We start from the raw sequence: 23,959 nt of genomic DNA, 5'->3' as shown, positions 1-23,959 counted from the left end.
TGGGCCGGACTCTAATCGCAGTTGGAGGAAAAATCCCGTGGCAGGTCACGGCCTGCGCCTGCGCTTCATCTATCGCCGCAGGGGGCCCAGCCTGCTGGTGGCCGAGGGGCGGTTGAACACGAAGGGCTGGGCGTTCGGCAGGCTTACGCAGCCCCACAGGGGCCACGGTCCTGCCTCACCATCACGGTCGAAGACCGGCCGGGGCCTCGTGACCGCGCCGATCTTCCTGCTGGTGCCGCAGGTCAAGCTGCAGAAGCGGCTGGACCTGGCGCGGGATGCGGAGTGGGCGCATGACGCAGTGCCGGGGCTGATCCTGTTGGGGTGGCGCGCATTAAATCCTTGAAAGTCAGGATCGCACTTCAATTCAGTGCCGAAATGTCAAGCGGGATGGAACGCGAAAAACACGTCGCCGTTCAGAAGCAGCTTTCGTCCTGGCAAGGACTCGAAGAAGGCAAGCATTGCCTCTCGGGCCTGCACGGTATGGTCTTTCGAGTGTCTGCAACACACCCTTGTTTTGAAACCCTTCCGCACGCCGTACTCTTCCATGATCTCCTCATGAAACGGCCCAAGATCATCGCTTGCACTCCAGATTTCCCAAACGCCGTTAGCGGAACGAGCCGCATCGTTGAGGCGGCGTTCCAAGTCCGCCTCGCCTAGATCCGAATAGACAGAATACTCAATTGCCATCAGAGTTCTCAATCGTCCCATCGGGACGCACGATCAAGACACGTCCCAGACCGTCAATCGGCCAATCCGCAAACTGCCTTGTGGGTGGAGGGCAATTGGCCTTAGTTGAATCAAGCCACAATTACAAAGAGGACGCCCATGTCTGAAAGTCCTTGAGAAGCCGACGAATACCATCGTTGGAAATGACCCAGTCTGACCTGGATTCCCTGAACCAAAAAGATTCTAGGTTGGTCTGTTCGTCCGACAAAAGCCTTGCTGTAAAGGCGTTCAAGTCGCGCACCGCCTGATCACCATACTGCCGGCGGAAGCTCTTGTAGATTTCATGGCGCGCTGTGGGGGCATCAGAAGCCCAATCCGGATAGACTAGGTCCAGATCCTGGTGGAACTGCAACGTAAAGTCATGGAAGGCTTGGGGCGCTTTCACGTCATTCGTTCCTTGGAAAAGAGGTTACGATAATGAAGCCATTCGGCATTTCAGGCGCATGACGGATGTACGTCCTCACGGAGTATGTGGGGCGCAATCTCATCGGTGAGGATGTCCCGCGAGTCAACCGATAGGCCTCTTGCCCCGTTATGCTGGAGAAAGTGCTTTCGAGGACAGCATCCTCCTGTTGTCCGGTTGCGACGGCATTTACGATGGCGGCGTTCCGCGAAAGGTTCGCGTTCGTGAGCCTTTCTGCCGCCGCAAGCGAGCTGAAAGAACCGTGGCGCCAGCGATAGACAGTCTGGAAGAGAGTCCGCGCGACCGGGACGCTGACCATGCCGATTAGGAAGGATTCACTCTTGCCGACATGCCGTTCAATTGTGTGCCCGCCAGCAGCCTCGTGTTCTGCGAGATCCTGAAGGGGGTAGCCGCTCTCTGTGGGAACATACTCAATAGGAGTGATGTCGATCCGCGATCCCGGCGTGACCGGCTCTGCATAGCACCGACAGTTGTGCGCCTGTCCCGGATGACCGCCTGCGGGCGGCTCGTCCCAACGAAACACCCGATCATCATACTCGGCATGGCTGTCGCGGACTTTCGCGTCGTCCTGGGAACGCCAGATGTACCGCTCGATCCCCAAATCCTGCTGCCGAAGCTGGTTGATAAGACCTGCGAAGGCCCGAAGCAGGCGTTCTTCCATGGCGGTTCGCAGCGGTCGAAGGCGCTGCGGGTGGGTCTCATATTCCTCGAAGATGGCCGTCAGGTGAGTGTCCCACTGGCACAACGCCTCCTCCTTCGCGTCCGAAACGTCGCGCAGGTCGGCTTCGGTCACCCACGGCACGGTCTCCGGGGGCGTGAGCGCATTCAGCAGCATCCGAGTGTTCTCGGCGATCACACGGTCCAGTTGGTCGGTGAAATCGGCCCGCAGGTCCGCAGAGCCAGGGAAAGTCGACTTGATCGAAATTCCCGCGCGATAGCCGAAAATGGCCCCGTTCTGCCGCGCGAAAATGTACTGCCCGCTGCCGCCGTGGCGGAGAAATTCCCGAAGATTGTGCTGCATGGAACCTCCCGCTGACTGGCGGGTGGTTTGTAGAGGCAATTGGTAAAGAAGCGTTCACCCCACCGTACGGTGCCTGCAACACGGCAAAACAAGCCTTTGCGGCTCAGAAAGCCTGCCCTGCCAAAGAAGGACTGTGAAGGTTCAGGGGGCGGAGTAGGTTGGATGGCGGGTCCATCCCCTCCGCCACTCAACCCGATCCTTGTACCTTCAGGCCGATTGGTTAGGCGGCAGTCGTGGCGGCCTGAGGTGGCAGGCGACGTGGCGTGAATGTGTTGGTTGTTCGAAGCGGGGTGAGTGAGATGTCCGGGCGGTGCCGGGCCTCTGCTTTCCTAACCGAGTGGCGCGGGGGTCTGTGGGGCTTGCGGCAGGCCGATTTCCGTCCAGTGCCTGTCGAAAAGATCGCGGAGCAGTCCGGATTGCCGGGCCAGCACGCCGGCCATCGCCTCGGCCCCCGGATAGGTCGCCACGGCCAGAAGATGCGAGATGATGAGACGCGCTTCGTCCACATGCCCGCAATCGGCGAGGATCAGCGCGGCGGGCACATGGATCGAGGCAAAGACATAGGACAGCCGGACCGCTTCGCGCGTCCATTTCACCGCCTCTTCGGTTTCACCGAGACGGAAATGCGCAAATCCGCGCGACAGAAGGGCCGAGGCCATCACCGGATCGAAGGGGCTGAGGGACTGGAAAATCTCCACTTCGCTGATCGCGCGCCTTGGATCGCCCTGCAACGCCTCGATCAGGCCAAGCTCGTAATGGCAGAGGGCAAGGCTGGGGGACAGCGCGATGCCCCGTTCCAGCGCCTGCCGCGCACCGGTCACATCGCCGCCAAGCCAGAAGGCCCGGCCAAGCGACCATTGCGAATAGGGGTCTTCGATATCCAGTTCCACCGCCTTGAGGGCGCAGCGCATTGCGGTGACGACATCGGCTTGCACATCCTGCGAAAGCCCGGACATGACCCGCACATAGCTGACGGCGGACTGACCAGCCCAGGCCCGCGCAAATCCGGGTGAAATGGAGGCCGCCGCGCGGAACCGTTCCAGCGCGAGGTCAAGCGAGGCCGGGTCCGATTTGACAAGGCAGGCCACGGCAAAGTGGAACTGTTCCCAGGCATCCAGGCTTTCGACCGGCAGGGAAAGGACACGGCGCCGTTCGGCCGCCCAGACCTGACTGTGCAGCGCCTGGGCGATCTTGTCCGTCACGCCGCCGACGAGTTCCAGAAAATTGGCGCGGACTTCGGAATACTCGCCCGTCCAGACGGTTGTTCCTTTCCGGGCCTCGCTGATCTCGATCCGCAGGCGCACACGGTCGGATTGGGATTCGCCCGTCCCCGTCACGACATAGAGCACCCCCAGCGCGCTGCCCACGGCACGCGGATCGGTGACGGCCTGCTGGGCGGCGAAGGCGCTGCCCAGAGAGATGACATGCAGGCCTTTCAGCGTGGAAAGACGGTTGATGACATCCTGCACAAGGCCCAGCATCAGGGTCGGGGCGCCCGGATCATCTGACATTGCCAGCGTGAAGGGCAGCACGGCGATGCCATCCGGCCGGAGCGGGGCGCCTTCGCCTTGGGCAGCAGGTGGCGCGACCGCCGCGGAGCCTTCGAAAAGATAGCCCCGACGCGCCACGGTCCGTATCAGGCGCGCCCCGTCCGGCCCGAGCGCGGTGCGGATCTCGTGGATGCAGCGGGTGAGCGAGTCCTCGGTCACCACGACATCCGGCCAGATCGCGGCAATCAGTTCATCCTTTGACAGGACACGGCCTGCCCCGCGCACCATGTGGATCAGCAGCGCGAGGGATTTGGGGCGCAGGGCCACCTCGGTGCCGTTCCGGAAAACCCGTCCCAGTGAGACATCCAGCGTGACCGCGCCGAACTCGAAGACATCCCTCGGTGCTTCATTCACGATCTCGATCTCCCACCAAACCGGCCTGCGGCGCAATTCGAACGTGTTCATCTGTCGGGCGCAGGAAACGCCTGTCGTGGCAGGAGCGTCAACGGAATTCATTCTTCGCAAGAGTGACGGGCAAGTTTCAGAGGTTCTTCAGAACATTTTCATTACTGGCGGATGCCGCCCTGCAAGTCTGACCGGGCTTTTCAAGACGTGTTGCAGATAACTTCAAGGCATCGGTCATGACGCAGATATGGCGTGGTCATTTCGGGTTGGCTCATTACCACTGCTCGGGGCATTGCAATGGCCGTCCGGCGCTGGCGGCACTTTATCGAGGCCTGCGCGGGGGCGTGGCGTCCTTGCGTGTTCTGGCGGCGTCGCTCGTTCTGTCTATCTCTGGCAGCCTGGCGGCGGCCTGCTCTGATCTGGCGATTGTCCTTGCGATTGACGCGTCCGGCAGCGTGAACGACGCCGACTTCCGGCTGCAACAGGAGGGATATGCGCGTGCCCTGCTGTCGCCGCGCGTTCAGGCGGCGATCCAGTCGGCGGGACATGTGGAGATCGGCGTGGTCGTCTGGGGTGACAGCGACTGGCCTCCGCAGGTGCTGCCTCTGGCCCGGGTGGCCAGCGTTGCCGAGTCCGTCGCTCTGGCCGGGCGGATTGCGTCGCTGCCGCGCAACGTCTCGGGCAATACCGGTATCGGGCGTGGCGTCTGGGCCGCGACCGATTTGCTGGAGGCGCAGGCGGCTTGTGCCTTTCGGCGGGTCATCAACGTGTCGGGCGACGGGATCGAGTCCGTCGCGCCCAGGCCAAGAACGCATATCCCTCTCGACTTTGCGCGCAAGCGCGCCGTGGATGCAGGGATCACCATCAACGGGCTGGCCATAGACCCTGACCGGACGGGCATCGGCCTGTGGTATCGCGACCGCGTGATCGGGGGGCCGAGTGCCTTTGCGATGGAGGTGTCGCGCTATGGCGACTTCGCCCTTGCGATCGAAGAGAAGCTGGCGCGGGAGATAGCGCCGCCCAGTGTCGCGGCGCTGACCGCGCTTCCGCCCGAGGCGAGACGGATCCCGGCCATCGGTCCGTGACCGTTCGGGGGGCGGGGGGAAACACACGGCACGACGAAAGAGAAAAGCGCCATGAAGCCGCTGTTCGCCAATGGCGCGGCCCTGCTGGCCGCCCTGACCTGGGGCCTCGGCGGCGTGCCACAGAAGACGGTGCTGGATCACCTCGACCCTGTCACCGTGACCGGCCTGACCTGCCTTCTGGGGGCCATCGTGATCTGGCCCCTTGCCCGGCGCGAGTGGCGCGCGGCGCGGGGCAGGGACCGTCCTGGCCTGGCACAGATATGTGCCGTGGCCCTGCCCTTCAGCGCCGGGGTGCTTTTGTCGCAGATCGGCTATGGGCTGACCTCGGTCACGAATGCCGGTTTCTTCACGAATACCGCAGCCGTCATCACGCCTTTCGCCGCCTGGATCCTGTATCGCAGCCGCCCGAATGTCTGGATCTTTCCGGCCAGTGCTCTGACGGGGGTGGGCCTTCTGATGATGGGCGGGGGCGTCACCGCGATGGCCGCGGGCGATTTGGTCTGCCTTGGCGCCGCGGTCGCATTTTCGTTGTGGATATTGAACCTTGGCAGTCATGTCGGCCATTTTCGCAACCCCAGGGTGATTACCTGTGGGCAGCTCCTCGTGGCGGGGGTTGGCTGCACGATGCTTGGCCTGCTGCTTCACGGGTTTCCGACAAAGGTGCAGCTTCTTTCCGCCTTGCCCGAACTTCTGGTCATCGGCGTTCTGTCGAAGGGATTGGCCTTCCTTCTGAACTCTGCCGCACAGCAATATGTGCATCCCGCCGCGATTGCCGTGCTGATCAGCACCGAAGCGGTGTTCGGGTCGTTTCTGGCCATGCTGTTGATTGGCGAAACGCTGGCGCCGATGCAGGTGGTGGGCGCTTTGCTGGTGATTGCGGGCGTGTTTGTTGTGGCGATCCTTCACGTCGAGAAGAACCCGACTGCGGCCTGTTGAGTGCCCTTGGGCCCTGTGTCGGCCGGGGGCAGGTTCAGCCCGTGATCAGGGCCGCGGCGGCCGCGCGTCCGGTGATCAGCGCCCCGTGGACGGTTGCCGGTTGATCGGCTGAGGTGGCTTCGCCCGCGAAAAACAGCCGACCGTCCCAATCCGCGCCGAACAGGGCTTTGCGGTCCTTGCGGCTGGAGCCGACGGCCTTGAAGGAATAGGCGCCGAGGGCGAAGGGGTCCTGCCGCCAGCGGCTGATCTGGGCACCCGAGGGATCGGGCACCGAAGTTCCGAACATGGCCCGCAGCGCCGCGACGGCGGAGGCGACGGTGTCGCGGTCATCCAGTTCCTCGATCTCTTCGGCCATGCGGGCGGCGTTGAAGCCGACGATGAGAGGGTGCCCGGTGGCGGGGAGGTAGCTGGTCCAGTCGGCCCAGAGCGTCTGGACCGGACCGAGAAAGTCGATCCAATCCATGTCTTCGGGCCAGAAGACCCTGTCGAAGCGCAGGACGCATTTGTTGAGAAGGCCCATGCCCAGACCTTCGATCGCCCGCTGCCGCTTGCGCGAGAGGGGTTCGGCAAAGCGGATGTCGCCCGATTGCAGGACGCCGAGGGGCAGGGTGACGATGGCATGGTCGGCGAAGTGGATGCCTTGCGCGGTGCGCACCTCCACCCCTTCCGGTCTGGGGGTGATGGACCGGACTGCTTCGCCAAGGCGGAGGTCGAGACCCTGCGCGAGATGCGCGAGGATCGGGCCGAAGCCGGGGGTCACCACCGCCTCGTCGCCCGGAAAATCGACACCCTGGTCGAAATTCCAGGCGGAGAGGCGGCTCCAGTCGCCGGAATACTCATGTTCGATCCGCGTGTTGATCGCCAGACGCGCGACGCGGCGGGCATCTTCTGAAAGCTGCTGCCATTCGGGCGAGGCTTCGATGGCCACTTGCAGCGACAGGTCGGCATCGGCCTTGTACACGCGTTTGCGGGCCTTCTCGACCAGCTTGAGCGCCGATTTCGCGGCCTTCACGAAGGGGACCTTCTGGCCGCAGGAATCAAATGTGACCGAGCGTTCGTAATCGGTGGGGGTGATCTTCAGCCCCTGCGCCCGGGCGAGGGCGGTGACTGGATTGCCCTTTGTGCCGTGAATCCAGCTTGCCCCCATGTCCACGGGCAGATCGGGCCAGAGATGGCTGGTATGGGTGCGCCCCCCGATGCGGTTTCGCGCCTCGATCACCTTGACGCTTGCGCCCGCGTCCTTGAGCGCGCGGGCCGCGCCAAGGCCCGCCATTCCGGCGCCGAGCACGAGGATGCTGCGGGGGGATGCCAGTCTGTCAGGCACGGACACGTTCGCCTTTCGGATCGAAGAAGGGTGCCAGCGAAGGGGTTGCGGGGATGCGGCGGTCGTTCACCTCGACCTCCCAGCGATGGCTGCGCAGCATGTCGGCGGTGATGCCGTCGTCATGGGTCACCAGGCCGAGGCCGACCGAGGCGCCAAGGGTCGGGCCGAAGGCCCCGGCGCGGATGTAGCCCGCATCCTTGCCGTCGCAGAGAATGGGTTCGTTGCCGAAGAGCAGGGGTTCGGGGTCCTGTAGCAGGAACTGCACTACGCGCCGGGTCAGGGGGCCGGCTGCCTTCTGCCGCAGGAGGGCATCGCGGCCGATGAAATCGGGTTTGGAGAAATCGACGACGAAGCCGAGCCCGGCCTGAAGCGGCGTATCGGTGTTGTCGATATCCACGGCAAAATCGCGGTAGCCCTTTTCAAGGCGCAGCGATTCCAGCGCCATCATCCCGCAATGGACCGGTTCCACCCCGGCGGCGCGCATGCCCGCGATCAGGGCGTCATGGGCGGCGTGGGAATATTCGGTGGGGATGTAGAGTTCGTAGCCCAGTTCGCCCATGTAGGTGACGCGCACGATCCGCAGGGGGACCGGGCCGATGTCGATGAAGCGGCTGGCGCGGAAGGGCAGGGCCGCATTCGACAGGTCCTCGCCGGTCATGGCCTGAAGGATGTCGCGGGATTTCGGACCTTGCAGCGACAGGATGGTGAAGGCGCTGGTCACGTCGCTGACGGTAACGGCCTCGTCTGCGCGGGTCTGGCGGCGCAGCCAGGCCGGTGTCATGGATTGCAGGATATCGCCGGTGACCAGCAGGAATTCGGCCTCGCCGGTGCGGGTGATGGTCAGGTCGCTGATGATCCCGCCCTGATGGTTCAGCCATTGGGTATAGACATTGGTGCCGAGGGGCACATCGACATTGTTGGCGCTGACGCGGTTCAGGACGGCAAGCGCGTCCCGCCCCTGCACGAGGAACTTGCCCATGAAGCTTTTGTCGAAAAGCCCGGCGGCGGTGCGGGTGGCGTGGTGTTCGCGGGCGGAGAGATCGTGCCAGGCCTGACGGGCGTGGGAGGCATAGTCCACCTTTGGCGGCGGGGCATCGGGGGAGAACCAGTAGGGCATTTCCCAGCCGGACAGATCGTGGAGATAGGCGCCCATCGCGGCATAGCGGTCGTGCAGGGCAAGGCGGCGCATGCCGCGGGCGGTCTTGTGGTGCCAATGCGGCAGCGGGCCGAAGGTGAAGGTGTATCCCAGCGACTTCGGGATACGGGCGCCCAGATAGTGGCGCGTGGCCTGATGCGGTCGCGTCCGGGCGATGTCGAGACCGGTGATGTCCTGTGTGGAGGTGCCGGTGGTCAGAAGCTCGGCCAGGATCGACCCCACGCCGCCGGCCGAGAGAATGCCGAGGGAGTTGAGGCCGGTGGCGAGGAAGAGGCCGTCCACCTCGGGCGCTTCGCCGAGGAGATAGGAGCCGTCGGGGGTGAAGCTTTCGGGGCCGCAGAAGAAGGTCTTGATCCCGGCGGTCTTCATCACCGGGTAGCGTTCGAATGCGGCTTCGAGGAAGGGGGTCATGCGGTCCCAGTCGGGGGGCAGGACCGAGAAGCTGGCATCCTGCGGGATGCCGTTCAGGTTCCAGGCGGCGCCTTCGGGTTCGAAGAGGCCGAAGAGCATCCCGCCGCCCTCTTCGCGGACATAGGTGTAGGTGGTGGGGTCCTCGACCACGGGCATGTCGGGGTGCATCCCGGCAATCGGCTCGGTCAGGAGGTAGTAGTGTTCGGCGGCCTGAAGCGGCACGCGGACGCCGATCCGCGCCGCGATCTGGCGCGACCACATGCCGGTTGCGAGCACCACCTGATCGGCGAGGATCGTGCCCCGCAGGGTGACGACGCCGGTGACGCGGGTGCCGTTCATCACGAAATCGGTGACCGGGGTGCCTTCGAAGAAGCGCACCCCCCTTGCCCTCGCGCCGGCCGCCATGGACATGGTGGCGTCGACCGGGTTCGCACGGCCATCGGACGGGGTGTAGAAGCCCGAGACGATGCCGGCGGTTTCGATCAGGGGGAACTTGGCCTTGATTTCGGCTGGGGACAGCTCGAACCGTTCCACGCCCTGCGAGCGCACGAAATTGGCGTCGCGCCGCAGCACCTCGTGCCGGTCGGCGTCGCAGGCGAGGTGGATGTGGCCGCATTGCCGCCAGCCGGTGGACAGCCCGGTTTCCGCGGGCAGGTCGATGTAGAGCTGGCGGGTGTATTGTTCGATCCAGATGAGCGTTTCGGTGGACATGCCGCCCGAGGCGATCAGGCCCGCCGCATGCCATGTGGTGCCCGAGGTGAGCTTGTCCCGTTCCAGGAGGACGACGTCGCTGACACCCAGCTTGCCCAGATGATAGGCGATGGAGGTGCCGATGGCACCGCCGCCGATGATGACGATCCGGGCATGGCTGGGAAGGGTCTGCATCTGGAATGTCCTTGAGGTGAGGCGGGCGGCGGTCAGTCGGCGGTGACATCGACGAGGATGGCGACGGTGCTCGGTGCCGTGGTCCAGGCGCAGGTGGTGCCTTTCGGGAGAAAGACATGGCTGCCGGGAGCGAAGGATTCGGGTGCGGTCGAGGGGGCGGAGAGGGTGATCATCCCCCGCAGGACGCGCACCAGCCGATGCGTCGCGCAGGGGGCGGGCGGATCGGTCCGGCCCTGCCAGGCGCAGAGCGTGACGGTCATCGTGCCGGCATCGTTGCGGAAGATCACCTCGCGGGTCAGCCCATCGGGGCCGGGGCGGCCCGTCGGGACGCGATCCGGTGCGAGGACGCGGACGCCGCCTTCGGCCGAGGCGATGGGGGCGGCGTCATCCGAGGAGGCCTGAAGAGTGAGGTAGATCTTGCGGAGGTAGCCGTCCTGTTTCCAGCTTACGGGGATGGCGTTGCGGAAGGTGGCGCTTTGGCCGGCATGGCCTTCGACGGCGTTGCCCGCGCCATCAAGGATCGCGAAGCTGCCGTCGAGGACGGTGATGTATTCGTCGCCCGGATAGGGGCCGAAGGATTCCTGCATCGTGGTCGTGTCCCAGATGCCGACGGCAAGACCGATCCGCGCATCCTCGAAGACGAGGGCGTAGTGCTGGACCGGCAGGGCCGACTGGAAGGCCGCGGGATCAAGGTCCAGCGGTTCGAGGGCGAGCGCTGCGGGGTCGATGCGCAGGGGGCGGGGGGCTGGCTGGGCTGTCATGGATCGCGTCCTTTGATGCGCCGGGATCAGAGACGGCGGAGGCTGTCGCCGAGGTGGAATTCGCCGTCCTGTTCGACCGAACAGAAAAGCCCCCGCAGGCGCAGCGGCAGATGGGCAGGCGAGGCGACCCAGTCATAGGCCGCGCGACCGCAGCGCACCTTCCATTTGACGCAGCCGTCATTCGGCACGTCGCTGACACGGAGGATGGCTGTCCCGGCACGCAGCAGCGTGCCTTCGGGCAGGTTCTCGGTCGTCAGGTTCATGTCAACGGCGATGTTGTCGCCGGGATGGGCGACGCGGTCCCTGTCCCGCCAGACGAGGTTCAGCACCTGCCAGGGCATGATCGAGACCTGGATGCGCGGGTCCGGGCTGCCGTCGGGCCGTTCCAGCCAGGGACGGGACATTTCGAAATCGCCGACCACGCCCTGGCTGCGGCTGAAGATCAGCCGATCGGGAAAGCTGCGGGCGTTGGGCTTTGGGCGGGCGCAGAGCAGGTGGGCGATCCCGGCATCGCGCGGGGCGGCGAGCACGGAGGGCAGCGCCTGCGCGAGGTCATCGGCCGTGACGGGATTGGCGGGGCCTTTGGTCATTCGGTTGCCTCCGTCCGGCTGCTGCGGAGGGCGGCAAGATGGGCGTGGCGGGCGTCGCAGCTTGAACAGGCCGGGGCGGGCGCAACGGCCTGCGCGGCCGTCTGCCGATGGTCGAGAGCGGCGATGGCGGACAGTCCGAGAAGGGCGAGGGCGAGAAGGCCGACGGCGTATCGCCGGGCCTGTGGCGGGCGCGCGCGCATCATTCCGCGGCCTGCTGCCATTGGGACGGAGGGACCAGTCCGACATCCACCTTGTCATGGGCCATCGGCAGATCGACATCCACGGCAGTGTCGAGTTCCTGGGCGTAGCGATGACCGGCATAAGTGGCGGCTGCGATGATCGCCGGGGCCTCGCAATCGCCGATGCGCGCGAGGGTGAAGGGCAGATCGGCATGGCTGCCGTCCGGGGCATAGCGCAGCGCGGTGTAGAGGTCATCCACGGGCGCGCGCTGGCCGACAAGGACGAGGTTCGCAGCGGGCAGAAGGCTTTCCCGCCCCGAATAGGCGCAGGACAGCGTCACGGCGGCGCCATCGAACCAGGACAGTTCCTGCGCGGTCATCAGGGTGATCCCGAGGCGCATGAGATGCCCCGGCACGCGCCACCCTTCGCCCGTATTCTCGGCCCAGGGGGAGACGCGGTCATCCGGCGTGACCAGCGTCACCTCCAGCCCGGCGGCGCGGAGGCGTTCGGCGATGACGCCGCCCATGTAATAGCCGTCGGCGTCATAGACGACCGTCGGCCCGTCGGGCAGCCGCCCGTCCATGATGTCGTCGGGGGTGAAGATCGGGGTATCCGGCTCGGCGATGGGGGCGAAGTGCTTGCCCGTGAAGAGGTCGCGCCGCCAGCGCGCGCCGGTGGCGATGACGACATGGTCGGCGCCGAAATCGCGCACATCCTGCGCGGTGAGGCGGCTTTCGCGGAAGACTTCGACATTCGGGAGCTTTGCGATCTGGCCTTCGCGCCAGTCGCGGACGCGGATGTATTCGCGCATGCCGGGCAGTGCCGCCTCGCGCACCACGCGCCCGCCCAGCACGCGCGAGGCCTCGGCCAAAGCCACGCGATAGCCGCGCGCCCCGAGGGCGCGGGCGGCCTCCAGCCCTGCGGGGCCGGCGCCGACGACGAGAACCTGGCTATCCGATCCGCGCGGCTGGCTGCGTTCCGGGTGCCAGCCGCGGCGCCATTCTTCGCCCATCGTGGGGTTCTGCGTGCAGCGGATCGGCAGGGCGAGGCTGTCGCCGGAGTAACAGATGTTGCAGCCGATGCATTCGCGGATGTCTTCGACGCGGCCTTCCTCGATCTTGCGGGGAATGAAGGGATCGGCGATGGAAGGGCGTGCCGCGCCGATCAGGTCGGTCAGACCGGATTTCACCCAGCGGGCCATCGTATCGGGCGAGGTGAAGCGGCCGACCGTGACCACGGGCCGCGTCGTCACCGAACGGACCCAGTGCATGTAGGGTTCCAGCGACCCTTCCTTGACGAAGCGCGAAACGCCCATTTCGAGGGAATAGTCGGCGATGTTGATGTCCCAGAGATCGGGCATTTCGGCCATCATGGCGAACATGTCCTGACGCTCGCCCAGGATGGGCTGGCCGTCCTCGCCCACCTCGGCATCGGCGGCAAAGCGGACGGCGACGGCGCAACGGTCACCGACGGCCTCTTTCGTTTCGGCGATCAGTTCGCGGACGAGGCGGGTGCGGTTTTCCAGCGAGCCGCCATATTCGTCGCTGCGGGTATTGGTTTCCGGGTCGAGGAAATGGGCCAGAAGATAGCCGTGGGTGGCATAGACATAGACGATGTCGAAGCCGGCATCGCGGGCGCGGATGGCCGCGTTGCGATGCCAGCGCCGGAAGGTGCGGATGTCCTCCTTGTCCATGGCGCGGGACTGGAAGGGGTGACCCACGCCATTCGGGCGGCTGGCCACATCCATGGAGACGAGACGCGAGGCGAGGTTGGCGCTGCGCGAGCCGGAGAACCACAATTCGCAGCCCGCAAGCGCGCCGTGTTCGTGGACCTTGTCCGTCATCAGCCGGTGGTTGCGCACGTCGGCATCATCCCAGATCGTGGCCGAGATATGAAGCTGGTCATCCGATGCCGGGTGGATGGAGCAGTATTCGGTATTGACCACGCCCCAGCCGCCTTCGGCCTTGACCCCCCGCATCTCGGCCACGGTGCGCGGGCGGACCCAGCCCATGCCGGTGCAATGCGGCACCTGATAGAAGCGGTTCTTCGCGGTCACGGGGCCGATGCGGATCGGTTCGAAGAGAATGTCGTAGCGGGCATCGCGGGCCATGGGTCAGGTCCTTTGCTGCGGCGGCGCGCCCGGTGCGCGCGAGGCGACCGTTTGCAGGCCGGAGACATGGGCGGGGAAGAGGGCGGCAAGATGTTCGATGGCACGCTGGCGGCAGCCCAGACGCTTGAACTCGGCCGGGTAGAGGAGGTGGTTGAGCCAGAGCCCGTCATAGAAGGCCTCCAGCCCCAGCGCGGTCTGCATCGGATCGCGCTGATGGCCTGACGGATCGGGGCCAAGGGCCTGGATGATCGCAACGGTGGCGTTCAGACGGTCATCGTCCAGCGTGCCGACCACGCGGCGGTAAATCTCGCGGGCGCCCGCATCGCCCCAGAAGGCGAACCAGACGGCCAGCGTGCGGCGATTGCAGATCTTCGCGTCGAAACGCGCGTCCAGCAGGGCCACCAGCCGTTCGGCCGGTGTCAGGGCGGCATCGCCGTTGAACTTTTGCCAGATCGCGCGCTCTTCATCCGCGAGATATTGCAGCGTCGCCTCGAACAGGCGTTCCTTGTTCTCGAAGTGGAAATTGGCCAGCCCGATGGAGGTGCCGGCAATCTCGGTCACCCGGGCGATCGTGGTGCCGGAGAGGCCGTAATCGGCAATCGAGCGGATCGTCGCGTCGATCAGGGTCTGGCGACGTTCGACCTTGGCCTGTGCGCGGCGGGTCTTCGGCGGTTCAGGGGCGTTGTTCTGGTCTTCGAAGGTCATCTGGAGGTCCGGAGTCTGGTCTGTCGGTCAGTCGGCATCTAGCACGGTCATGGCGTCCCGGCTCCAGCCCAGCCAGACGGGATTGTCTTCCATCCCTTCCCATGGATCCTGGCCGCGATGGGCCACGGCGGCGACGGCCACCGGCGCAGCGCGGCCCTCGACGGCGACGTGAAGAAGCTGCCGCCCGCCGAGATACTGCCGCGCCATGAGGCGGCCCGCAACGCGGGGGCCGGGGCCTTCCGGAGGCTGGGGCGAGAGGGCGAAGCCTTCGGGCCGGATCGCGACCAGCACCCTGTCCCCGTCCCTGCGGGCGGAGGGGGCGACCGGATGGCGGCCAAGCCCCGCGATTTCGGCGGATGTGTCGGGGCCTTGCGCGCGGATGCGCGCATCGAAGAAGTTCATCGTGCCGACGAAGGCTGCAACCTGCCGGTTCACGGGCCGGTCATACAGCCCCGAGGGCGTATCGACCTGGATCACCTGTCCGTTCGACATGACGGCGACCCGGTCCGACAGGGTCAGGGCCTCTTCCTGGTCATGCGTCACGAGGACGAAGGTGATGCCCAACTGCCGTTGCAGGCTGCGCAGTTCCAGTTGCATCTGTTCGCGCAATTGCTTGTCAAGGGCCCCCAGGGGTTCGTCCAGAAGGAGGACCTTGGGCTTGAGGATCAGGGCGCGGGCGAGGGCGACGCGCTGCATCTGGCCGCCCGAAAGCTGGGTTGCCAGCCGGTCGCCATAGCCGGGCAGGGCGATCATCTCGAGCATCGCATCCACCATGCGCGCCTGTTCGGCCTTGGGCGTGCCGAGGCGCCGCAGGCCATAGGCGATGTTGTCGCGCACGTTCAGATGCGGAAAGATCGCATAGTTCTGGAAGACCATGTTGATCGGCCGCAGATGCGGCGGGGTGTCCTGCATCGGCTGGCCGTCGATGACGATCTTTCCGGAGGTGACGCCTTCGAAGCCGGCAAGCATCCTGAGCAGCGTGGTCTTGCCGGAGCCCGAGGCCCCGAGCAGCGAGAAGAACTCGCCCCGCGCGATATCGAGCGTCACGTCGCGCACGGCCTGCACCCGGCCGAAGGTCTTGGACACGTTCTGGATCGAGATCACCGCAGGGCTCCTTCAGGATGTCTTTCGACCGGGCAGGTCGCGGTTGAGCCGCGCGAGCCGGAGGCTGGCCAGCACGAGGCCGAAAGAGACGACGAGGATCAGGGTCGAAAGGGCCAGCAGCGATGGGAACGATTGCGGAAAGCGCAGTTGGTTCCAGATGTACATCGGCAATGTCGGGTCGGTGCCGCTGAGGAAGAAGGCGATGATGAATTCGTCGAAGGAGACGGTGAAGGTCAGCAGGAGGCTGGCCATCACGCCGGGTAGGATGGTGGGGAAGGTCACGCGCCAGAAGGTCCACCAGGCATTCTCGCCGAGGTCGGCCGAGGCTTCCTCGAGCGACCGGTTCGCGCCTTCGAAACGCGGCAGCAGGATCGAGATCGCGAAGGGCAGGCAGATGATGATGTGACCAAGGCCGACCGTCCAGAGGGACAGGGGGATGCCGAGGCGGCTGACCAGAACCAGCAGGGCGACGCCGAAGATCAGGCCCGGCACGACCAGCGGCAGCAGCATGAAGCCGAGGATCGGACCCTTGCCGGGGATGCGGTAGCGCGCCAATGCCTTGGCCGCCGGAACGGCCAGCACGGTGGAGATCACCGCCACCGTGAGCCCCACTTGCAGGCTGTTCTGAAGCGCCGCGAAGACCGGGCCGCGGGTCCAGAGTTCGGCATACCAGGCGAGGGTGAAGTCTTGCAGGGGGAAGCGGGCATAGAGGCCGGAATTGAAGGAAAACAGCGGGATGAACAGGATGGGTGCGTAGAGGAAGAGCGTGAAGCCGAGGGCATAGAGCGCCAGCGGGCGGTTCGGGCTGTGGAAGGGTTCTGTCGCGGCCATGGTCCCTACCTCCGGATCATGCGGGTGAGAAGGAGGAAGGCCAGCCCCGCCACTGCGACCGCCAGCGTCATCACCAGCGCCAGGGCCGCGCCCATCGGCCAGTCGTTGATCGGGCCGAACTGCGCCTGGATCAGATTGCCCACCATCATCCCGTCCGGCCCGCCCAGCATGGCGGCGGTGACGTAATCGCCGACCGTCGGGATGAACATCAGGAAGAAGGCCGCGACAACGCCCGGAAGCGAGAGCGGCAGGGTGATCCGCCAGAACCGGCGGGCGGCGTTGTCACCCAGATCGGCAGCGGCTTCGAGGTAGGACTTGTCGATCTTTTCGAGGCTGACATAGATCGGCAGGATCGCGAAGGCGGCCCAGGCATGGGCGAGGGCGATGGTCACGGCTGTCTGGCTGTAGAGGAAGACCTGCATCGGTGCCTCGATCAGCCCGAGGGACATGAGCGCCGAATTGATCACGCCTTCATAGCCCAGCACCACCCGCCAGGCGAAGATGCGCATCAGGTAGCTGGTCCAGAAGGGCAAGGTGAGCAGGATGAGCCAGAGCATCTTGTGGCGGTGGACATGGAATGCCACGAAATAGGCCACCGGATAGCTGAGCAGCACGGTGGCCGCCGTCGCGATGGCCGCAATCTTGAGCGAGCGGCCGAGAAGCGCCGCATAGATCGGGTCGCTTGCGATGATGGCGTAATTGCCGAGGCCGGGCGTCATCAGCATGTCGAAACCCGACATGGACCATGTGCTCATCACGATCAGCAGGATGAGGGGGGCGATGATCGCAACGCCCAGCACGGCGAGGGCGGGGGAGAGAAGGAGATAGCCCCGAAGCGCCTCGCTCCGATGGACCCGGTTGCGCAGGCCGACCGCCAGAGAAGGGCGGCCTGCCGGCGCGGGGCGAAGGTCGGAGTCGAAAGGTGTCACGGGGCCTGCCTTGGCTGGTGGAAAGGGTCCGGGGTGGGGGAGGCGGGATCAGAACCCGGCCTTGATCTTTTCCCAGGTGCTGTTCATGCGCGCTTCCCAATCGGCCGATTGCGGGGTCATGAAATGGCCGGCCTGAAGGATTTCGATGGGGTTCTTGGACAGGCCAAGACCCCGGAGGGTTGCCTCGTCGAAATTGTCGAAGGCCTTCATGTTGGAATGGCCATAGCCATAGGTGCCGATGTTGAAGATGCCCGAGGGCACGCTGATCAGCGAGTCGATCACGTCATAGGCGCGGTCGAGATGCGGCGCGTCCTTGTGGAGCATGACCCCGCAGACCCAGGTCAGCGCGCCTTCCTTCGGCTGGGCGAAGGCGACCGGCACATCCTGCGCCCGCAGCGTGACGGCCGATGAGTTCCAAGTCATGGCCGCCACCAGTTCGCCTGAGGCGAGGGCCTGTTCGAGCGAGGTGGTGTCGTCCGTATAGATGCGGATCAGCGGGCGCTGGGCGCGCATGAAATCGCTGATCCGGGTGAAGGCGTCCTCGGTTGCGATCTCGGAGAGTGGCACCCCGGCCATGATGGCGCCGCACCACCACGCATCCCCGCCCGAAGAGAGCATGCCGAGCCGCCCGGCATGGCGCTGGTCTGACAGCATGGCCCAGGATTCTTCGCCCTGAAGATCGAAAAGGTCGGTGCGGTAGGTGATCGAGGTCTGTCCCCAGTCGAAGGGCACGAGCCAGAACTTTCCCTCCGTCTGGTTGAAATCGGCATTGTAGAGTTCGGGCATCACATTCGGCCAGTTCGACAGGCGCGAGGTGTCGATCGGCTGGAAGAGGCCGGTTTCCACCCAGCGCGGCACGCCGGAGAGGCAGGGATGCGAAACATCCGCGACGAAACCGGAGCGCAGCTTGACCAGCGCCTCTTCGGAGCCGCCGAAGGTGGAGAAATTCGGCATTTCGCCGTGTTTGGCCTGATATTCGACGAAAAGTTCGGGAATGTCGAACCCGCCCCAGGTGAAGAAGGTGGGATGATCCTCGGGCGCGGCGAGGGCGCGTCGCGCGCCCAGAGGCACCGCGGTCAGGCCGATGCCGAGCGCCATCAGCGACCGGTTGAAGGCGCGGCGGCTGAGCTTGCCGCTGCGGACGGCGTGCAGTTGGTCGATGACGTCCATGGCTTGAACTCTCCTCTGTTGGGTCCCGACGGATGGCGGGACAGGGTGATGTCAACGCAAGCTGGAAGCGGCTGTGCCGTTTGCCGCAACGGGCCTGTCTGAGGGCAGGAAGCGGCTGCCGTTCCGGCCATGACCGCAGAGGACGTTGCCGCGGAAAGCGGCCAAGGAGGGCCGTGCAGGCCCGACGGCGTTGCGCGCTGCGCGGGTCGGGACGGCGGACAAAAGCATCGTCAAGCGGCACCCCCGTTGCTGTCGGACATCGCGGTTGCCTGCCGTGGCATTCTGCGATGCCTGCGGGCGGGCCGGACGATGTGCGGCGATCTAATTTGATTGATCGTTCATTCAGTCAACGCTAGGAAACGCGGTTTCGCGAGTCAAGCGCGATGTCGCATTGACTTTGGCCCCTCGGCGACAGGCGCCGCGATCCGGCAGGAAAAGGATGAAGATTTGGGCAATGGTTCCGCTCCGGGCGGGCGTGGCGGAAGGGGGGGAGCCCGGCCGATGACGCGGGTTTCGTCATTCCGACGATTCGGCCTTTGCCCTGGGCGGAAGGTCAGGCGGCGGGGGGCCGCCTTCGGTGGTGCATGGGCTTGCGCAGTGGAGCGGCTATCGCCGGTGCGGGCAGCGATGGGGACTGAAGGCCCCGGAGCGCCTGTTCGGCCAGGCGCGCGGGCGTCAGCGCAGGCGGATCGCGCGGCGGCCGAGGGCGCTGATCGACACTGCCACGAGGATGATTGCGCCGACCAGGACCTGGCGGACATAGCTGTCCACCTGAAGCTGGGTCAGACCGTTGTCCATCACGCCCAGCGTCACCACGCCCGCGACCGTGGCGAGGACATGGGGCTGGCCGTCCCGCGTCACCGTCATGCCCAGGAAGACGGCAGCGATCGCCGTGAGCATCAGGCCATCCCCCTGCACCGGATTGGCGGAGGCCACGCGCGAGGCATACATGAGGCCCGCGACCGCCGCGCCGACCCCGGTGAAGGCGAAGGCCGAAAGCCGCAGGGCCGTGACCCTGACCCCGGCCAGGCGGGCGGCTTCGGCATTGCCGCCGATGGCATAGAGCCTGCGGCCATAGAGCGTATGCTCCAGCACCAGCCAGACGGCGAAAGTCACCGCCGCCGCAAGGAGCGTCAGGGCGGGGAACAGGACGGGTTTGCCGTCCCATGTTCCAAGCGGCAGGCCGGAGCGTGCGAAATCGGCAAATCCCTGCGGGATGTCGCGGCCGAAGATCGTCTTGCCGCCCGAGACGAGGAAGGCCGCGCCCGAGAACATGGTAAGCGTCGCAAGCGTGGCGACGAAGGGGAGGATGCCGAGGAGACTGACAAGGACACCATTGGCCAACCCGCCGAGCAGCCCCACCGCGAGGGCCCCAGCGAGCGCCACCGGCACGGGCAGGCCCTGGGTGAAAAGCACCGCCGCGACCACGCCGGAAAGCGAGGCCATCGCCCCGACGGAGAGGTCGAAATCACCCATGACCATGACCACCGTCATGGTCACCGCCACCACGACCAGCATCGAAAGCTGCTGGCTGATGTTGAGCCAGTTGCGGAGGGTCATGAACGTGTCCGGCAGGGCGATCCAGAAGAAAAGCACGATGGATGCCATGCCGATCAGCGATCCGTAATGCCGCAGGAAGGATGCCATTGTTCAGCTTTCCCTTTGGTAGCAGGCGGTGAGCAATGCGGCCTCGGTCAGCCCGGCGGCGGGCAGGGTTCCGGTGATGCGCCCGGCTGCCAGCACGGCGATCCGGTCGGAAAGGCCGATCAGTTCGGGCAGGTCGGAAGAGACCATGATGACGGCATTGCCCTTCGCCGCCAGATCGCGGATCAGCGCGTAGATGTCGAACTTCGCGCCGACATCCACGCCCCGCGTGGGTTCGTCCAGCAGCAGGACAGCCGGGTCGCCGGCCAGGGCGCGGGCGAAGAGAACCTTCTGCTGGTTGCCGCCCGAGAGTTCGGCGACGGGCTGGTCCGGGCCGCTGGCCTTCAGCCGCACATCCCGGGCGAGGCGGGCCACCAGGCGCGTTGCGGCGCGGCGGCGGATGAAGCCGAGGCGCGATAGCCGGCCCAGATGCGGCAGCACCACCGTTTCGGCCAGGGCACGACGGGGCATGACGCCTTCGGTCCGGCGTTCGGGAGGGACATAGGCCAGTCCCTGCGCCCATGTCCCTGCGGGATCGGTTGCCAGTGCCGCACCGCGCAGCGAAAGGTCGCCCTTGCGCGGCACGGCCCCGATCAGGGCGCGAAGAAGCACCTCCCGGCCCGAGCCGGAGAGGCCTGCCACCCCGAGAACCTCGCCCGCCGCCACGTCGAAGGAGAGCGGACCGAGCCCTGCGGCACGCAGGTCGCGGACGGAAAGCACCGGCTCGGCGGTTGCCGGGATGCGGCGGGGAAAGAGGTCCGTCAGGTCACGGCCTGTCATGTCGCGGATGATCTCGTCCCGCGTCGTGGCACTGCGGTCGCGGGTGGCGACATGCCTGCCATCCCGCAGCACGGTGATCCGGTCGGAGAGCGTCATGACTTCGTCCATCCGGTGCGAGACGTAGAGAATGGCGGCACCTGCCGCCTTGAGCGCGGCGATGGCCTCGAACAGGCGGGCGGCTTCGGTTCCTGTCAGGGCGGCGGTGGGCTCGTCCATGACATAGGCCCAGGGGGCGGCGCCCTCTGTCAGAAGGGTGGCCGCGATCCGCACCAGCATCTGGTCGCCGGTGCCGAGCGACCCCATCATGGCGCGCGGGTCGATATGCGTGGTCCCGAGGCGCGCGAGGGCCGCTGTCGCGGCCTTGTGCAGGGCGGGCCAATCGACCAGCCCGAAACGGTGCGGATAGGGCCGTGCGAGATGCATGTTCTCGGCCACGCTGAGGGCCGGGACGACCTGAAGCTCCTGATGCAGGAAGCGGAAACCTGCCGCCTCGGCCAGAGCGGGCGAGCCCAGACGCAGGGGCGCGCCATCCAGCGTCACCGCGCCGGAATCGGCGGTTTCCAGCCCGGCGAGGATGCGGATGAGGGTGCTTTTGCCCGCCCCGTTTTCGCCCATCAGGGCGTGGACCTCGCCGCCGCGCAAGGACAGCGCCGCGCCGTCCAGCGCCCGCGCCGGACCGAAGGTCTTTACAAGGCCCGAGAGGTTCAGTTCCGGCATGATGACAGGGCATGGGGGCGGCGCGGGCCGCCCCCGGCTGCGATCATTCCTGGGCGTTGGCGCTGGTGATCAGTCTGGTCGGGACGTAGATCACGTTGGATTTCAGCGTCTCGCCCGCGAGAACCCGCGCGACGGTATCCGCCGTCGTGGCCCCGATCCCGGCGAAATCCTGCGCGACGGTGGCTTCGAAATTGCCGCCCGTGGCGACCGCTTCGCGGGCCTGCGGATTGGCGTCGATCCCGGTGATGACGATGCCTTCGCCTTGCCGTCCCGCCGCTTCGATCGCCTGAAGCGCGCCGAGGGCGGGCTGGTCCCAGGCCGCCCAGACGGCCTTGATGCTGCCGGGTTCGGGATTGGCGGCGAGAATCGCCTCCATCTTGGCGCGGCTGTCGGCGATGCCGCCATCCGAGACATCGGGGGTCACGCGATCAAGGACCGTGATGTCGGGATGGTTGGCGAAGACGGCATCGGCGATGGCGCCGCGCACCTGGACGGGCGGAAAGGCATCGAAGACGAACATCACCACATTGCCCGCACCGCCGATCCGGTTCGCGACATAGACGGCCGTTTCGGCGGCCATGGCATAGCCGTTCGACGTGACATTGGCCTTGATGCGGGGATCGGTGCCGGCATCCATGCCGAAGACGGGAATGCCGGCTGCCGCTGCGGCATCGAGGCCCGCGCCCACCTGTGCCGGGTCCACGTTCAGGACGATGGCATCCACGCCCTGCGTGGCCAGATCCTCCATCCGGCTGATCACGGCGGCCACATCGCCTGCCGTGTCGATGACATTGACTTCCCAGCCGAGTTCCTTGGCGCGGGCCTGGAAGGCCTCGACATAGAACTGGGTGCCGGGCTGCGAGAGATAGGGGGTGACCACCGCCACCTTTTCGCCCGCCGCGAAGGCCGCCGTCCCGAGCGTTGCCAACCCGGTGGCCAGCGTCAGCCCTGCGATGCGGCGTCCGATATCGCGCCGTGTAAGTCCAGTCATGTCCCGTCGCTCCCCGTTGGTTTCTCGACCTTGCGGCGGAATGATTGTCAGGCCAGTCTGGCCGCGTCCAGAGGTTTTCGGAGCCTGCGGGGACGGCATCTCGGAGGTCATGTGTCCGCTTCACATCTGATCGGCATTGATATCGGCACCACATCGGTCAAGGCGGTGATGATCGACCTGCGCGGCCGTCGCGTGGCGGAGTTCGCCGCTGCCTATCCGACGCGGCGGCTGGCCGCAGGGCAGGTGGAACAGGATCCGGAGGACTGGCTGCGCCTTGTCCGGCAGGCATTGGAGCAGTTTGCCCGGCAGGGGCGCGCCGCCGCGCTGTGCCTGACGTCGCAGGTGAATACGCATGTCTTCGTCGATTCCGGGCTTTCCGTGCTGCATCCGGCGCTTGTCTGGCAGGATACCCGCGCGGCAGAGGCGGGGGCGGCCCTCGACCGGGGGATTTCGTCTGCGGAGAAGATCGCCTGGCTTGGTGCGCCGATCCCTGTCGATGCCAGCCACGCCTTGGCCCGCATGGCCTGGATGCAGGCGGCCCATCCCGCGATATGGGAGCGCAGCGCCCATGTCCTGCTGCCGCGCGACTGGGTTCTGGCCCGGCTGACCGGGGCGCTGGCGAGCGATCCGATATCCTCTGTCGGGCTGGTCACGCCGGGATTCGCCTATGCCGATCCGCTGATCGCGCGTCTGGGCGGTGCGAAGGAGCGTCTGGCGCCGCTGGCCGATCCCTTTGCGGTGGTGGGGCATGTCGGCCCCGACTGGCCCTTTGAGGGTGTTCCCGTCGTGCTGGGCGTCATGGATGCCTGGGCCAGCCTTTTCGGTCTGGGCGTGGCGCGGGATGGCGAAGCCTTCTACCTGTCGGGGACGTCGGAGGTTCTGGGGATCATGTCGGCCGACCTTCATCCGGAGCCGGGCATCATCACCTTTCCCGAATGGCGCGGTCTTCGGCTGCACGCGGCGCCGACGCAATCGGGCGGGGCCTCGCTTGACTGGGTGGCGCGGTTGCTGGGCCGGTCGGTTGCCGATCTGGCGGCGATGGTCGGGGCGGTGGCGGCGGATGCCCCCCTCTTCCTGCCGCATCTGCAAGGCGAGCGCGCGCCGATCTGGGATGCCGCGTCACGCGGGGGCTTTGCCGGCCTGACCACGGCCCATGGCCCGGCAGAGATCGCCGCCGCCGTGATGGAAGGCGTGGCCTTTTCGGCGCGGCTTGCCCTTGAGGCGCTGGAACGATCGGCGGGTGTGGTGCCGCCTGTTCTTCGGGCCGGCGGGGGCGGATTCGCGTCGGATGGCTGGGCGCAGATGCGGGCCGATGTGCTTGGCCGCCCGGTTCTGAGGGTTGCGGGGCGCGATCCGGGGGCGGTTGGCGCGGCGCTGATGGCGGGCGTGGGAACGGGCGTCATGGCCGACCTCGCCACCGCTGCGGGCACGCTTGTCACATCCGACAGGACTTTCCTGCCGCGCCCGACCGAAAGCGGGCGCGCGGAGGCCCGCTATGCCATCTGGCGCGATCTTTATGGGGCGCTGCGTCCCGTCAGCCATGCGCTGGGTGCAGCGGGATAGAGGCGCCGGCGGTGCCGCGCA

21 protein-coding genes and 1 pseudogene are annotated in these 23,959 nt (G+C 66.2%); 4 read left to right on the top strand and 18 right to left on the bottom strand.

The genetic code is table 11. The features are described 5' to 3' along the window. Window positions 1-49 precede the first annotated feature (49 nt). Window positions 50-343: pseudogene (locus C0V75_RS18555) on the top strand (DUF6441 family protein); the annotation flags it as partial. Between the two features lie 35 nt (window positions 344-378). Here C0V75_RS18555 and C0V75_RS18550 read toward each other — a convergent pair. The 4 genes from C0V75_RS18550 to C0V75_RS18535 form a co-directional block, all read right to left on the bottom strand. Continuing rightward, the gene (locus C0V75_RS18550) at window positions 379-687 is read right to left on the bottom strand and encodes a hypothetical protein (RefSeq protein ID WP_101922446.1); all 309 of its coding nucleotides are present in this window, start codon (window positions 685-687) and stop codon (window positions 379-381) included. A gap of 121 nt (window positions 688-808) precedes the next feature. Continuing rightward, window positions 809-1,111 (bottom strand): hypothetical protein, encoded by a 303-nt coding sequence (locus C0V75_RS18545; RefSeq protein WP_101922445.1) that lies wholly within the window; start codon window positions 1,109-1,111, stop codon window positions 809-811. 1 nt (window position 1,112) lies between these two features. Further along, the gene (locus C0V75_RS18540) at window positions 1,113-2,171 is read right to left on the bottom strand and encodes a phage minor head protein (RefSeq protein WP_101922444.1); all 1,059 of its coding nucleotides are present in this window, start codon (window positions 2,169-2,171) and stop codon (window positions 1,113-1,115) included. 329 nt (window positions 2,172-2,500) lie between these two features. Continuing rightward, complete coding sequence (locus C0V75_RS18535) at window positions 2,501-4,126, bottom strand: winged helix-turn-helix domain-containing tetratricopeptide repeat protein (protein ID WP_158241880.1); 1,626 nt, start codon at window positions 4,124-4,126, stop codon at window positions 2,501-2,503. A 176-nt stretch (window positions 4,127-4,302) separates the two neighbouring features. Here C0V75_RS18535 and C0V75_RS18530 point away from each other — a divergent pair, with 176 nt between their 5' ends. After that, window positions 4,303-5,151, top strand: coding sequence for a DUF1194 domain-containing protein (locus tag C0V75_RS18530; RefSeq protein ID WP_101922442.1), 849 nt, complete (start codon window positions 4,303-4,305; stop codon window positions 5,149-5,151). A 51-nt stretch (window positions 5,152-5,202) separates the two neighbouring features. Beyond that, a complete protein-coding gene (locus C0V75_RS18525; RefSeq protein WP_101922441.1) occupies window positions 5,203-6,087 on the top strand; it encodes a DMT family transporter in 885 nt (294 codons plus the stop codon). Window positions 6,088-6,121: 34 nt separating this feature from the next. Here the strand turns inward: C0V75_RS18525 and C0V75_RS18520 are convergent, their stop codons facing one another. From C0V75_RS18520 to C0V75_RS18455, 14 genes are all read right to left on the bottom strand, one after another. After that, window positions 6,122-7,411 carry an FAD-dependent oxidoreductase gene (locus tag C0V75_RS18520; RefSeq protein WP_254216522.1) on the bottom strand — a complete coding sequence of 430 codons (1,290 nt, stop codon included), beginning with the start codon at window positions 7,409-7,411 and terminating at the stop codon, window positions 6,122-6,124. Next, window positions 7,404-9,863 (bottom strand): FAD-dependent oxidoreductase, encoded by a 2,460-nt coding sequence (locus tag C0V75_RS18515; protein WP_101922439.1) that lies wholly within the window; start codon window positions 9,861-9,863, stop codon window positions 7,404-7,406. The genes C0V75_RS18520 and C0V75_RS18515 overlap by 8 nt, the downstream gene beginning before the upstream one ends. A 32-nt stretch (window positions 9,864-9,895) precedes the next feature. Continuing rightward, entirely contained in the window at window positions 9,896-10,624 is a 729-nt protein-coding gene (locus C0V75_RS18510; protein ID WP_101922438.1) for a hypothetical protein, read from the bottom strand. A gap of 26 nt (window positions 10,625-10,650) precedes the next feature. After that, window positions 10,651-11,214 carry a hypothetical protein gene (locus C0V75_RS18505; RefSeq protein WP_101922437.1) on the bottom strand — a complete coding sequence of 188 codons (564 nt, stop codon included), beginning with the start codon at window positions 11,212-11,214 and terminating at the stop codon, window positions 10,651-10,653. Beyond that, window positions 11,211-11,417 carry a hypothetical protein gene (locus C0V75_RS18500; protein WP_101922436.1) on the bottom strand — a complete coding sequence of 69 codons (207 nt, stop codon included), beginning with the start codon at window positions 11,415-11,417 and terminating at the stop codon, window positions 11,211-11,213. The genes C0V75_RS18505 and C0V75_RS18500 overlap by 4 nt, the downstream gene beginning before the upstream one ends. Beyond that, window positions 11,414-13,504: an FAD-dependent oxidoreductase gene (locus tag C0V75_RS18495; RefSeq protein WP_101922435.1), complete on the bottom strand. Its 2,091-nt coding sequence runs from the start codon at window positions 13,502-13,504 to the stop codon at window positions 11,414-11,416. Before C0V75_RS18495 ends, C0V75_RS18500 begins: the two co-directional genes overlap by 4 nt. A gap of 3 nt (window positions 13,505-13,507) precedes the next feature. Further along, entirely contained in the window at window positions 13,508-14,209 is a 702-nt protein-coding gene (locus C0V75_RS18490; protein ID WP_101922434.1) for a TetR family transcriptional regulator C-terminal domain-containing protein, read from the bottom strand. 27 nt (window positions 14,210-14,236) lie between these two features. Continuing rightward, on the bottom strand, window positions 14,237-15,313 hold the full coding sequence (locus C0V75_RS18485; protein WP_101922433.1) for an ABC transporter ATP-binding protein: 1,077 nt from the start codon (window positions 15,311-15,313) through the stop codon (window positions 14,237-14,239). Window positions 15,314-15,325: 12 nt separating this feature from the next. Beyond that, window positions 15,326-16,144, bottom strand: coding sequence for an ABC transporter permease (locus C0V75_RS18480; protein ID WP_101922432.1), 819 nt, complete (start codon window positions 16,142-16,144; stop codon window positions 15,326-15,328). 5 nt (window positions 16,145-16,149) lie between these two features. Then, the gene (locus tag C0V75_RS18475; RefSeq protein WP_101922431.1) at window positions 16,150-17,073 is read right to left on the bottom strand and encodes an ABC transporter permease; all 924 of its coding nucleotides are present in this window, start codon (window positions 17,071-17,073) and stop codon (window positions 16,150-16,152) included. A gap of 48 nt (window positions 17,074-17,121) precedes the next feature. Further along, a complete protein-coding gene (locus tag C0V75_RS18470) occupies window positions 17,122-18,243 on the bottom strand; it encodes a PotD/PotF family extracellular solute-binding protein (protein ID WP_101922430.1) in 1,122 nt (373 codons plus the stop codon). 675 nt (window positions 18,244-18,918) lie between these two features. Continuing rightward, on the bottom strand, window positions 18,919-19,890 hold the full coding sequence (locus tag C0V75_RS18465; RefSeq protein ID WP_101922429.1) for an ABC transporter permease: 972 nt from the start codon (window positions 19,888-19,890) through the stop codon (window positions 18,919-18,921). 3 nt (window positions 19,891-19,893) lie between these two features. Then, window positions 19,894-21,384: a sugar ABC transporter ATP-binding protein gene (locus C0V75_RS18460; RefSeq protein WP_101922428.1), complete on the bottom strand. Its 1,491-nt coding sequence runs from the start codon at window positions 21,382-21,384 to the stop codon at window positions 19,894-19,896. A gap of 43 nt (window positions 21,385-21,427) precedes the next feature. Continuing rightward, the gene (locus C0V75_RS18455; RefSeq protein ID WP_101922427.1) at window positions 21,428-22,375 is read right to left on the bottom strand and encodes a substrate-binding domain-containing protein; all 948 of its coding nucleotides are present in this window, start codon (window positions 22,373-22,375) and stop codon (window positions 21,428-21,430) included. 111 nt (window positions 22,376-22,486) lie between these two features. Here C0V75_RS18455 and C0V75_RS18450 point away from each other — a divergent pair, with 111 nt between their 5' ends. Further along, window positions 22,487-23,938: an FGGY-family carbohydrate kinase gene (locus C0V75_RS18450; protein ID WP_101922426.1), complete on the top strand. Its 1,452-nt coding sequence runs from the start codon at window positions 22,487-22,489 to the stop codon at window positions 23,936-23,938. The last annotated feature ends 21 nt before the right edge of the window (window positions 23,939-23,959 follow it).

Origin of the sequence: Tabrizicola sp. TH137, from assembly GCF_002855575.1 — a bacterium.
Classification (GTDB): Bacteria; Pseudomonadota; Alphaproteobacteria; order Rhodobacterales; family Rhodobacteraceae; genus Paragemmobacter.
Note: the sequence above shows the minus strand (reverse complement) of the source record. Positions and strands in the feature narration are given on the sequence as shown.